Annotated in this window: 11 protein-coding genes; all 11 read right to left on the bottom strand. The window is 38.8% G+C overall.

The features are described 5' to 3' along the window. Window positions 1–1,065, bottom strand: coding sequence for a FecCD family ABC transporter permease (locus BANVL01_RS13565; RefSeq protein WP_082804980.1), 1,065 nt, complete (start codon window positions 1,063–1,065; stop codon window positions 1–3). Further along, a complete protein-coding gene (locus BANVL01_RS13560) occupies window positions 1,028–2,026 on the bottom strand; it encodes an ABC transporter substrate-binding protein (RefSeq protein WP_066087812.1) in 999 nt (332 codons plus the stop codon). The genes BANVL01_RS13565 and BANVL01_RS13560 overlap by 38 nt, the downstream gene beginning before the upstream one ends. 215 nt (window positions 2,027–2,241) lie before the next feature. Next, window positions 2,242–2,817 (bottom strand): histidine phosphatase family protein, encoded by a 576-nt coding sequence (locus BANVL01_RS13555; protein WP_066087815.1) that lies wholly within the window; start codon window positions 2,815–2,817, stop codon window positions 2,242–2,244. Window positions 2,818–2,963: 146 nt separating this feature from the next. Then, window positions 2,964–4,259 carry an MFS transporter gene (locus BANVL01_RS13550; RefSeq protein WP_066087818.1) on the bottom strand — a complete coding sequence of 432 codons (1,296 nt, stop codon included), beginning with the start codon at window positions 4,257–4,259 and terminating at the stop codon, window positions 2,964–2,966. 480 nt (window positions 4,260–4,739) lie between these two features. Beyond that, the gene (locus BANVL01_RS13545; RefSeq protein ID WP_066087821.1) at window positions 4,740–5,639 is read right to left on the bottom strand and encodes an AEC family transporter; all 900 of its coding nucleotides are present in this window, start codon (window positions 5,637–5,639) and stop codon (window positions 4,740–4,742) included. 53 nt (window positions 5,640–5,692) lie between these two features. Next, window positions 5,693–6,430, bottom strand: coding sequence for a 3-oxoacyl-ACP reductase FabG (fabG, locus tag BANVL01_RS13540; protein WP_066087824.1), 738 nt, complete (start codon window positions 6,428–6,430; stop codon window positions 5,693–5,695). Window positions 6,431–6,497: 67 nt separating this feature from the next. Beyond that, the gene (locus tag BANVL01_RS13535) at window positions 6,498–7,889 is read right to left on the bottom strand and encodes a phenylacetate--CoA ligase family protein (protein ID WP_066087827.1); all 1,392 of its coding nucleotides are present in this window, start codon (window positions 7,887–7,889) and stop codon (window positions 6,498–6,500) included. A gap of 98 nt (window positions 7,890–7,987) precedes the next feature. Beyond that, entirely contained in the window at window positions 7,988–8,380 is a 393-nt protein-coding gene (locus BANVL01_RS13530; RefSeq protein WP_066087830.1) for a cobalamin B12-binding domain-containing protein, read from the bottom strand. Between the two features lie 87 nt (window positions 8,381–8,467). Further along, entirely contained in the window at window positions 8,468–10,174 is a 1,707-nt protein-coding gene (locus tag BANVL01_RS13525; RefSeq protein ID WP_066087833.1) for an acyl-CoA mutase large subunit family protein, read from the bottom strand. Between the two features lie 10 nt (window positions 10,175–10,184). Further along, entirely contained in the window at window positions 10,185–11,150 is a 966-nt protein-coding gene (meaB, locus tag BANVL01_RS13520) for a methylmalonyl Co-A mutase-associated GTPase MeaB (protein WP_066147896.1), read from the bottom strand. Window positions 11,151–11,181: 31 nt separating this feature from the next. Then, window positions 11,182–11,892, bottom strand: coding sequence for a FadR/GntR family transcriptional regulator (locus BANVL01_RS13515; protein WP_066087836.1), 711 nt, complete (start codon window positions 11,890–11,892; stop codon window positions 11,182–11,184). Between the last annotated feature and the right edge of the window lie 80 nt (window positions 11,893–11,972).

Genomic DNA, 11,972 nt, shown 5'->3' with positions numbered 1-11,972 from the left:
CTATCCCCTCCGTCCAATTCTTTCTTTAATCAATAATAGTGCAAAGACTGGAGCACCGATTAATGCGGTTATAACACCAATCGGTAATTCCTTTGGAGCAATAATTGTTCTCGAAACTAAATCAGCTAAAATGAGAAAACCTCCACCAACAAACATCGATAACGGAAGGACATATCGATGATTCGGGCCAGTTACCAGGCGGACAAGATGTGGAATAACAAGCCCAACAAAGCCAATCGAGCCTGATACAGCTACTGCTGCTCCAGTTAATAAAGAAGCACCAATTAAGATATAGGTTTTCCCTTTTTTTACATCCACACCGATATGATCAGCTGCATCTTCCCCCAGTGCTAGCGCATTTAATTCCCGATAGTGAAAGAACAGAATAATCGAACCAAGAAGCATAAATGGTACAATCAGCTGAACATGGCTCCATCCCCTCATGCCAACACTGCCATATAACCAATAGATAATTTGTGACATTGAATCTTTATCACTTAAAGAAATAATCAACGACACGATCGCTCCAATAAAGGCACTGACAATAATTCCAGCCAAAATGATGGTTTCAATGGCTAAGATTCTACTGCTTAAGCGAACAAGGCCGAATACAATAAGAAGCGTAATAAAGCCACTTACAATTGCGACAATAGGAAGGGTAAAGTTCCCTAAACCAACAATCGTCACTTGAAAAAACAAAACGAAAACGGCACCAAGAGAAGCACCCGATGACACCCCAATGGTATATGGGTCTGCTAACGGGTTGCGAAGAAGTCCTTGAAAAGCAGAACCGGCCAAAGCAAGGGATGCACCGACACAAAAAGCAAGCAGCACTCTTGGCAGACGGATATTCCAAATAATCATTTCTTCATTTTTCGCTATATCTTCAAGCCAGCCAAGGCTCAAGGATTTGTCGATGATGATATGTAATATAGTAGAAACTGGGACTTGGACACTACTTATGAATAAGCCAAGGAGGGCTGTACTAAGTACAAACCCGCCACTTAGAAGATACAACCAACCTATTTTATTGTTTAAAAACTTCAGGGTAGATAAGTTCCGCAAGTGTCTCGACTCCTTCAATTAAACGAGGACCTGGTCTAGTAACGGTATCGTTATCCACATCAAACACCTGTTTATTCTTTAGAGCGGGCACATCTGCCCATCCTTTACGAGCTAATACTTGATCTTTTGGATTTTCAACGTAGTATCCATAAGTGGTAATGATGACATCAGGATTTAATTTGACAATCTCTTCCTCCGTTAGCTTTACCCAGCCCTCATGTTCCTCTGCAGCGTTAGTAGCTTGAATCGATTCGAGCATTTCATGCATAAATGTATTTGTTCCTGTCGTAAAAATATCCGGTGCTGGTGCAACCTCTACCCATACTTTCTTTTTATCCGTAATCGCTGCTGCTTTTTCTTTGATTGCACTAAAACGCTTCTTCATATCAGAAATGATTTCGTTTGCTTCTGTCTCACTTCCAGTAGCTGTCCCAATCATTTCAATATTGTGATAAACGTCATTGAAAGATGCAGCACTTCCGACCACAATCACCTTAATGCCAGCTTCTTCAAACTGCTGCAATGTTTCTGGATGTGTTTTGTAATGAAAATCAGTTACAAGGGCTATATCTGGAAGTAGTGTAAGAACTAGCTCAACATTGATATCCTGTGCCCCTACCTTTTCTTTTTCCAACGCTTCCGGTGGATAATTATCGTAATCTGAAACACCAACAATCTTGTCACCTAATCCAAGCGCAAAGGCAATCTCTGTACTACTCGCCTGAATGGAAACAATGGTTTCTGGTTTTTCCTCTATTGTCACCTCTCGGCCTGCATCATCTGTGAGGGTAATTGGGAATGACTGTCCGCTCTCCTTACCTGTTTCTTGTTGAGAAACCTCTATCCCTTCATTCGTTTCACTTTGAGCCATCTTCTTCTGTGTACCACAACCAACAATTATCACCATGCTTACTAGAAAAACTGCACTCATTAACCCCCATTTTTTTAAAAACGCCTTCATTACTATTTCCTCCTTCTTTTTTTGAACACAAAAAAACGCTATTCCTGTGGAAAGCGTCGAGTAAAGCATTGTTATACTACTTGTCTAGTAAATAATAAGATAGTATATTTTGCATTACCTTCCTACTCGTTTACAGTGGCGGGGCCGTGTTGGAATTTACACCAACAGTAAGAAACTATTTGTTCACAATACCTTTTTTTGTTTTCTACTAGCGATTATTGCACACTCTTTTTGTTTGTAAATGAAATAGAATATCCATTGTTATTAAAACTATTCATCACCCATTTATTGCCAGTAAGTTCTAGTTCAGATATACTTGCATTTTTCACGGTTTGGTTAAATTCATTACTGTCAAAAAGAGAAGTTAGAATAACCTGAATCACATCACCATGTGTAACAAGTATGATTTTTTTATTGAAATAATTTTCTTTTAATTGTCTAAATCCTGCCAGCACTCGTTTTTTAAAAAGAATCGATTGTTCCCCGGCTTCAGCATAGGAAGTCTGATTTATTAAGGGAGAGCCAACCGCATCACCATAATGTTTCTCAACAAATTCCTCCATCACTTTAACGTTTTGGCCCATCTTATTTGCTAGAATGCTAGCGGTGTTCTTAGCACGTCGCAGGGGACTTGTTAGGATAAGATCCCAGTTCTGTTTTGAAAGAAAGTTCGCACATGCCTCAGCCTGGTTTCTTCCAATATCATTTAAATCAGTATCTGTAAGCCCCTGAATGATACCGTTGGCGTTCCAAGCTGTCTCACCATGCCTGATTAAACAAATTTTCATCATGTAACAATAACTCCTTTGAAATGTTTCTAAAATATCTTAATCATTTTTTTTAAAAATGGTCAAGAGTTACTGTTTTCACGCTACTGTTAATATTTGAGTTGGGTAAGCGGTACTTGCCAGCATCCCTTGACCAAATTTCCCCCATTTTAATCCAATACTTGCTTAGCCGAAACCATGAAACGTGTTAAAATGGCTCCTATGAGTGCAAGTGTCGCACCTAAAAATAATACGTATTGCCAGGATCCGAAGCTAACGATTAAAAGTCCTGTTAATGCAGGTGCAATAATCCCTGCTATTGTCCCAGAAGTATTCATAATCCCAGATAATGTACCTGCTGTTTTTGGAGCAATATCAATAGGCAATGTCCAAAATATTGTAAAGTTAATACCCAAGCAGGTTACAGATAGTGTAATGTAAGCAAGTGCTGCCCACTCATTTGGAGTGTATGCACCTAGAGCCATAAAAATCGCAGTACCTAAAAAGGAAATATACATCGGTATCCTTCTTGCTTGGCTAAGAGAATATTTTTTCCCCAAATAATCAGACAGGATTCCTGCTAAGTTCATAGCAATAAAGGCTCCTAACCATGGCAGAGCTCCGTATATTCCTACTTTTAACATGGTAAATCCTCTTGCCTTTATAAAATACGCTGGGAGCCACGTTAAATAAAGGTACCAATTATAGTTTTGGAAAAAGTAGATTAAAGTTAAGCCCCAAACTTCTTTAACACGAAATATTTTTGACCATGCAATTTTTACTGTTTCACTTTCTTTGCCAGTACTATCATCCCCCATCTCCGCTAGTTCTTCATCTGTAATATAAGGATGATCCTTTGGATTATCGGTTGCAACCTTTAGCCAGATGATTGCCCAAATTATACCCAAGGCACCAAAAACGTAAAATGAAGCATGCCAATTAAATTTTCCTGTTAACCATGTCGTGATAGGAGCAGTAATCATTACCCCCAAAGCCATACCAGACATATTAAGTCCTTGCCAGCGTCCCCTAGTATGTAAAGGTGACCATCTAGAGACAACCGATGTGTGAGAAGGGAAGTTCACAGCCTCACCTACACCTAATAAAAACCTAATGACCAATATTGAAGCAAAGCTCCAGGCTAAAGGGGTTAGAATTGTAAAAACAGACCATAGGGCTACCCCAATCGCAAGAAATTTAACTCCTCCCCACTTGTCTGACATCCACCCTGCAGGAATTCCCAGTAAGAGATAACCAACAAAAAAAGCTGAAGCGAGAAGTCCAAATTGTTGTTCGTTCCAGCCGAATTCCTCCATCATTGTAACGGCAACTATTGAAATGTTGGATCGATCTGTATAAGCTAGCACTGTACTTAAAAAGATAAAAAACATAACCCACCAACGAGCTTTTATCTTTCTCGGCTTTTGAACTTTGACCTCAGCATTTTCTAAAATCGGTTTCGTCATTAAGATACCCTCTCCTTTATTAATAAATGGTCTAAGCTATCCCTATTCTTGTGTTTGTCTACCTAACTAGAATTTATTTAAACCGCCTTTGATAGATGTAACTTTAATTGAAAGCGTTAACAATAAATTCGTCAGTTTTGGACAATAGCAAAAAGGTATAAAGGTGCTAGTATGGTTACTAAGAAATGAAGTAGATTCTCGATGGGAAAATAAGGAGTTGAGAAAAGTTAGACTGTTTGTATGACAAACAAATTTTAATTGATTACAAAATTTAGTGCTTCAAATTTACATGTAAACTGAGTCTTCCGAATTTTAAAAAGCTAAAAACTCACCGTTGCGAAAAATGGTAAAATGGAAGTGACCAAACAACCTAAAATGCCATTATGCGAAGTGCGTTTTCATTGAATAACAGTTAGAACTGCATCCTTACCATTGTTAAAACATGCTCGGTTTTGATGTGGAACTAAGGACACCACTATCTTACACAAAATACAACTCCAAAAGGTACAATAAACCTGTAATCGAAAAAAAGCTAAGTATAGTTGTTACTAGTGTTACATTGGCTACCATTTCCGCATTTGCCTTATATTCTGCGGCAATGAGAGTCATAATCACAGCAGTTGGCATTGCATTTTGAATAATTAATACCTTTGCAAGCGTCCCCTCGATTCCTGATACAACGACAATCAAAAAAATAACCAATGGTGCGATGATGATTTTTATCCCACTGGAGACAAAGGTTACTCCCAAACTCCCTTTTAATTCAGTTCTAGATAATTGAATCCCGAGCATTAGCATAGCGATTGGAATCATAGAATCACCTATCATTTTTATAGGTTGATAGAAAGATTCAGGGATCGGGATATGAAATAGTTGAACCAAAATAGCTAGAACAGTTGCATAAGTGGTTGGTAAAAATAATAGTTGCCGAAGTGCCTTTCTCCAATTGTTACCTTGCATTGAGGCAAAATAGACTCCTAATGTGTACATCAAAATAAAATTGATGACAACAATAACAACCGCTAACGTAAAAGCTTCATTTCCATAAGCTAATAAAATGACAGGTAAACCAAAATTACCCGTGTTAGGAAATACCGTTGCAAGTAAGGAAGGGCTTAATATTCTTTCATTCCCTGTCCATTTGATAATTACATAGGTAATAACGATCATTAGCAAAGTGAAGACCACTACAGAAATAATAATCATAAACATTTCCGAAGATGATATTGAACTTCTTGCTAAAAAACTAAAGATAAGTGCTGGACTTAAGATGGTTATGGCAAATTTGGAAATGGGACTGGGATTCACTTTGCTGTACTTTCCAAATAGGAAACCAATAACCATAACTAGAATGACTGGGAAGATAACATTGATTAACAATTTAATTCACATCCAGTATTGCGTTTCATTGGTTATTGCTTTTTAAACGACTCTTAAATTACAAGTCCTCCATCAACACTGAGTATCGTTCCGTTTATGAAGCTAGCATCATCGGAAGCTAGGAAAAGGTATGCAGCTGCAATATCCTCAGGCCTCCCAAGCTTCCGGAGTGGAGTTTGTGCCTCCATTTTATCTAAAACTTTTTGTGGTACTTTAGCAGTCATATCTGTCACAACAAACCCTGGTGCTACTGCATTTACCCGGATACCTTTAGGACCAAATTCTTTTGCCCAGCTTTTTGTAAGTCCAATTACACCTGCTTTTGTAGCAGCATAATTAGTTTGGCCAATATTCCCATGTATTCCTACTACTGATGAAGCATTAAGAATAACACCATACCCATTTTCGACCATTGCCGCCGCAACCACTTTCGTACATTTGAATACACCAGATAAATTGACGGCAACGACTTTATCCCAGGCTTCTTCCTCCATTTTTGTTAAGAACCCATCAATTGTTATACCTGCATTATTAATCAAAATGTCTATCTTTCCGTGAGATTCTAGTATACTTTGAACCATCGCATTTACTTGTTCAGTATTCGTAACATCAGAACGAATAAAGGTGACATTTTCATGGTGATTAAACTCACTTAATGCCTTTTCACCTGCTTCAGCGTTATAATCACTGATTACTACTGTTGCTCCCTCTTGTAGGAACATGTTAGCTGTTACTTTACCAATTCCATTTGCACCACCAGTAATTAGTGCCACTTTTCCTTTTAATTTCAAAAAAATACATCCCCTTCCTGTAGTGAAGCGAGCGATTGATTGATATACCTACCTTCAATTCTCTTTCCTATTCCTTAAAATTACGCTTATCAATTACACGTTTAGCCTTAAATTGTGTTCGTTCTAGTGTCCCTAGAGGAAGTAATTCAACAACAAATGTAACGCCTGTTTCTCTTTTAAGTTCCTTTGAAATTTGTTGTCTTAATTCGTTTTCATCTCTAGAGCCTACAGTTTCACATTGTACTGTCACTTCATCCATAATTTTTTCTCTAGTGACGACCATAACAAACTCTTCACCGAGTCCTTCGATCCTTCGAACAACATTCTCAATTAAACTAGCATAAACGTTAACCCCTCGAACCGTAACCATATCATCGATTCTACCGTAAATACCTTTTGGCAAACGAGGATAAACACGCCCACACTGACAAGGTTCATCGGTCCAAGTCGTTAAATCTCCTGACCAGTAGCGAATAACTGGTTGTGATGTTCGTTCCAAAGGCGTATAGACTGGAACCCCTTCTTGACCATAAGGAACACGAGCTTTACTATGTTGATCAACGACCTCTGTATAAACAACATCCTGCCATAAATGGACACCGGTACGATGCTCACATTCAGTGTTACTCATCCAAGGTGTTGCTTCAGCCATTGTACCTGAGTCAATACAAATACCTCCAAAGAGATCTTCAATTTTCTTCTTTGTAGAAGGAACACCAGCTCCTGGCTCGCCTGAGAAAAATAGAATCCGGAACCCAAACTCCTTCGGGTCTACGCCCAATTCGACAGCTTTTTCTGCAAGGTATAACGCGTAGGAGGGAGTTCCATAAAAAACAGTTGGTTTTACTTCCTTCAACCAAGAAACTGCTTTTTCTGTTTGACCAGCTTGCCCAGCACCAAATGGGAAGGTTTTTGCACCAAGTCTTTCAGCCCCAATTAAAGCTCCCCAGCTACCGATATAAAGACTAAGCGGGGATGCAATAAACATCAAATCACTTGGTCTCATCCCAAAGCTCCACATTATTCTCGCGTGTTGATGGGCAATTCTTTCCCAATCTTCTTTTCCAAACGAAAAGACGGTTGGTTTACCGGTTGTCCCAGACGTTCCATGAATTCGATGAACGTCTGAATAGGGAATACACACATTCGATCCAAAAGGGGCATACTCTTCTAAATCCTCCCTAACTTCTGCCTTTGTCGTAATTGGAACCTGTTCAAAATCTTTTAAACTATTAATATCATTGGGATGAAGGCCAACTTTGCTCCATTTCCGTTGATAGAATCCCGAGTGCTCATAGGCATATTTCATAACATTTTTAACTTTAAAAAGAATGAGCTCATCTAAATCCTCTTTTGAGGCTGTTTCAATATCTTTATACCAATATTTCTCGTTAACGTCTGGTTGGTATTGAAGATCATATTTGGGTGGCCACTGCTGCTTGAGTGAAGTTTTCAACATCATTCTATCCTCCGTTTCTTAATTTCTATCTGAAAGCAAATTTTTCTTGATGAAAAGGAAGGCAATGAGGAGATTTTCCTACATCACCCCTACCTTTTTTAAGCTATCTCTGTTTTTACTCTTGCTCTGATAAAGTTTGCCATCTCTTCAATTCTTGTTTCTGGGCCAAATATTTCAGCAATCCCTGCTTCTTTCAGTAATGGGAAATCATCCTCAGGAATGACGCCGCCCATAATAACTAAAGAATCCATTCCTTTTGCCTTCATAATTTCAACAACCTTTGGCCCCAATGTTAAATGGTTTCCACCTAAAGTGCTTAAACCAATCACATCTGCGCCTTCCTGAATAGCTGCATCGACAATTTGCTCAGGAAATTGATTCCCTAAATAGACCACTTCCATCCCTTCATCCCGTAACATCCTTGACACAACCAACGCTCCACGCCAATGAATATCCAACCCCAACTTTGCCATAACAACCTTAATCTGCATATAAACACATCCTCCTTTATTAATTACAAACCAAAAGACAAAACTGTCTAAGGGAAATTACCTGAATTCGCCCAGGCGCCTTCCAAATTAAGCTAGTGGGAATTGCCATAGTCCAAATTCTTCACGGAATACTTCCTCAATTTCACCTAATGTTGCATATTCTAATACACAATCTTTAATGTATGGCAGTAAATTTTCATCCTCATGGCATTTTTGGCGGAGGATATTTAAAGTTTCTTCTACCTTTGCTGAATCCCGCTTAGCATATAATTTCTGTAATTTTTCCTTTTGGATTGTCTCCGCGGCCTCTGGGTATCTGAACACCGGAATTTTTGTTGAATTATTTTCCGTTGGGAAGTAGTTCAAACCAACAATTTTTTGCTTGCCGCTTTCAATATCCTTTTGCATACTGTAAGCAAAGTCCGAAATTTCACGATGTAACCATCCGCTTTCAACGCAATTAACGAGTCCACCCTTATCCTCAATAAGAGCAATATACTCGCGAATCCGTTTTGCCATTTCCTGCGTTAAATTTTCGACGAAATATGAACCTGCAAGTGGGTCAACCGTATTAACAACATTGGTTTCTGCCTGAATAATTTGCTGAGTTCGAATGGAAATCAATGCAGATTCTTCAGTTGGAGCAGAATATGCCTCATCATAAGAATCGACATGCAACGACTGAGCTCCACCAAGTACGGCTGCAAGACCTTGAATAGCAGAACGTGCAATATTGTTTAATGGTTCAACTTTGGTTAATGTAATTCCAGCAGTTTGTACATGGAAACGCATTAAATGGGACTTCGGATGCTGTGCGTCAAAGCGATCCTTCATTACCTCATGCCAGACAAGTCTAGAAGCTCTACATTTTGCAATCTCTTCAAAAAAGTCATTGAATAAGTTCCAGAAGAAGGAGAGTCGTTTCGCGAAATCATCAATTTTATTTCCTCTTCGAATCAACTCTTCGGAAGTAGCAATCGCATTGGCAATCGCACAAGCTACTTCTTGCACAGCAGTTGTTCCTGCTTCGCGTAAGTTATATCCGTTATAGCTGACCGGGTTCCATCTAGGTAAGTTTTTACTTGCATACTCAATGGCATCACATTGTAATCTAAAGGAAGCTTTCGGTGGTAGTACCTCTAATGAACTACCAATTGCTGTTTCCATTAAGAAATCATTTTGGTTTGTCCCTGATAATTTTTCTAATGGAATTCCTTTCTTTTCGGCCATCGCCGCAAACATCGCCATCAACACTACCGTTGTACTAGGTAAGTGAGTAACGATATTACTAGAAATTTCATCGATTGGAATACCATCATATAAGGCTTCGATATCTTCAATTGAGTCAATCGCTACCCCCGCTGCTCCCACATGACCTTCTGCTTCTGGATCATCAGAGCTATAGCCGCGAATCGTTGGGAGATCCAGTACAACACTGGTTCCAGTTGCACCATTTTTTAATAGAAATTTGAAGCGCTCGTTCGTATCTTCTGGTGTCCCATAACCAGCAATTTGACGAACGGTAAATAAACGGCCGCGGTACATATTTGGATAGACTCCACGAACATAAGGAGCTTCACCAGATAAACCAATATCCTTTAAATAATCAAGATCCTTCACATCATCTGGAGTATATAATAGATTAATAGGAATCCCAGAATCCGAAAAGTATTGTTCCTCGCCTTCCTTTCCTTTAACTGTATTTTCCTTCCAACGATTTTTTTGCTCCTCAATCTCTTGAATCACTTCTTGATCAAATAACTTCTTATCTTGCTCTACCTTTGTGTTTGTCATTTTTATCCTCCTATAGGGTTAATTGTTTTTGAAAAAGGTGCCTAATAATTTCATTGGATACAGTAAATGGATCAATTTCTCCCCTTTTTACTTCTTCAATCCTTTTTTGAATCAAAGGATCATTCCTCATAGTATTTTCCACTATCTCAGTAATGTAACTGTTCGTTACACCCCTTAATCGTTTCATGTGACGATTTTGTCTTATTTTCGCCCATTGACCTGAATTTCTTAAAAAGCTTTTATGTCTATGAATCTGATCAATTAATTCCTCTACCCCCTCTTGCTGGGTGGCAATTGTCTTTAGAATCGGTGGCTTCCAATCCTCCTTTTTAGATTCATTCACCATCATCCTCAAGTCCTTTACACTTTCATCAGCTCCTGGGCGGTCAGATTGGTTGATGACATACAAGTCAGCAATTTCCATAATTCCTGCCTTTAAGGTTTGAAGCGAATCACCAAGCCCAGGGACATTCACCAGTACCACCGTGTCTGATATATCCAATACATCAAATTCCGCCTGACCTACACCAACCGTTTCCAGTAAAATAATATCTTTGTCAAATGCATCAAGAACTTGAACCACATCTGCCGTCGATCCCGCTAATCCACCTAAGTTTCCTCTGGTAGCTAAGCTTTTAATAAAAATATTGGGGTACTTAGCTAGCTCTTGCATCCGAACCCTGTCTCCAAGTAAGGCACCTTTAGTAAATGGGCTTGTCGGATCGATGCAAACAACTCCAATCTTCAGTCCCTTTTGAGCTAACGACTTACAAATTTTCCCTACCAGAGTACTTTTACCAGAACCAGGTGGGCCTGTGATTCCTACGATATGTGCTTTTCCTTTTTGGAAGGCTTTATGCTTTAAAAGCTCAAAGCCTAGTTCCGTTTGATTTTCGACTTCCTTAAGTAATTTACCAAGAACAACTTCATCTTTTTGGTCAAATTTCTCAATCAATTCATCAGACAAACTCACCATGTGAATCACCTCCTAAAATATTGACCGTTTTTTAAAATTGGTTTTGTTTTAATTGTTTCTGTGCATAATCAAAATGGTCTTCAATTCGTTGTCTTACCTTTTCCGAATTGCCTTCTTCCATTGCATCGTAAATTCCCCAATGCTGTTCCTGAAAGCATTCCAAAACTTCCCTTGAAGTAGCCAGTTCTCTTCTTGTTGTTTTAATCTGCTCACCTAATAAATCGGCGATGACTTCCATAAACATAACTAACATCCCATTCTTCGAGGCTCTCACGATTGACTGATGGAATAAAAAGTCACCATACGCCTCAGCTTCAGGATTGCCATTACTGTATTGCTGATCAATTTCTGTTAAAATATTCTTAATCTCCTTTAAATCAGCATCCGACCTTCTGCTTGCAGCTAGTCCCGCGGCTGCAGATTCGATAATTGTGCGGACTTCAAACAATTCAAGCGTATCCAGACCATTTGAAACAGCAATGAGCGACATAATACTTTTTAAATTATCTGGTTTTGCTTTTTTAATAATCGTTCCTTCACCTGCTCGACCTTCAATAATGCCTAATACACTTAATACTTTATAGGCTTCACGAAGGGAGGAACGGCTTATCCCCATCGATTCTGATAATTCAATTTCGTTCGGAAGCTTTTGTCCAAACTTTAGCTTTTTAGTAATGAGCAGGTGCTTAATTTGATCCAATACTTCTTCAAACTTTTTTTTACTCTTTATGGTTTTAAACATAAAATTCTCCCCATTTTGTTAGCACCAATATGTACTAGACTTGGTACTACAACCCGTGATATTGAATAAACCTACAATAA

Origin of the sequence: Neobacillus novalis NBRC 102450, assembly GCF_001591805.1 — a bacterium.
In the GTDB taxonomy this organism is placed as follows: domain Bacteria; phylum Bacillota; class Bacilli; order Bacillales; family Cytobacillaceae; genus Neobacillus; species Neobacillus novalis.
Note: the sequence above shows the minus strand (reverse complement) of the source record. Positions and strands in the feature narration are given on the sequence as shown.

Excerpts from the sequence above, each read along its gene's own strand:
- BANVL01_RS13550 (WP_066087818.1), bottom strand. The coding sequence starts at position 4,259 with ATGACGAAACCGATTTTAGAAAATGCTGAGGTCAAAGTTCAAAAGCCG.
- BANVL01_RS13535 (WP_066087827.1), bottom strand. The coding sequence starts at position 7,889 with ATGTTGAAAACTTCACTCAAGCAGCAGTGGCCACCCAAATATGATCTT.
- BANVL01_RS13515 (WP_066087836.1), bottom strand. The coding sequence starts at position 11,892 with ATGTTTAAAACCATAAAGAGTAAAAAAAAGTTTGAAGAAGTATTGGAT.
- meaB (WP_066147896.1), bottom strand. The coding sequence starts at position 11,150 with ATGGTGAGTTTGTCTGATGAATTGATTGAGAAATTTGACCAAAAAGAT.
- BANVL01_RS13530 (WP_066087830.1), bottom strand. The coding sequence starts at position 8,380 with ATGCAGATTAAGGTTGTTATGGCAAAGTTGGGGTTGGATATTCATTGG.
- BANVL01_RS13560 (WP_066087812.1), bottom strand. The coding sequence starts at position 2,026 with ATGAAGGCGTTTTTAAAAAAATGGGGGTTAATGAGTGCAGTTTTTCTA.
- BANVL01_RS13525 (WP_066087833.1), bottom strand. The coding sequence starts at position 10,174 with ATGACAAACACAAAGGTAGAGCAAGATAAGAAGTTATTTGATCAAGAA.
- BANVL01_RS13555 (WP_066087815.1), bottom strand. The coding sequence starts at position 2,817 with ATGATGAAAATTTGTTTAATCAGGCATGGTGAGACAGCTTGGAACGCC.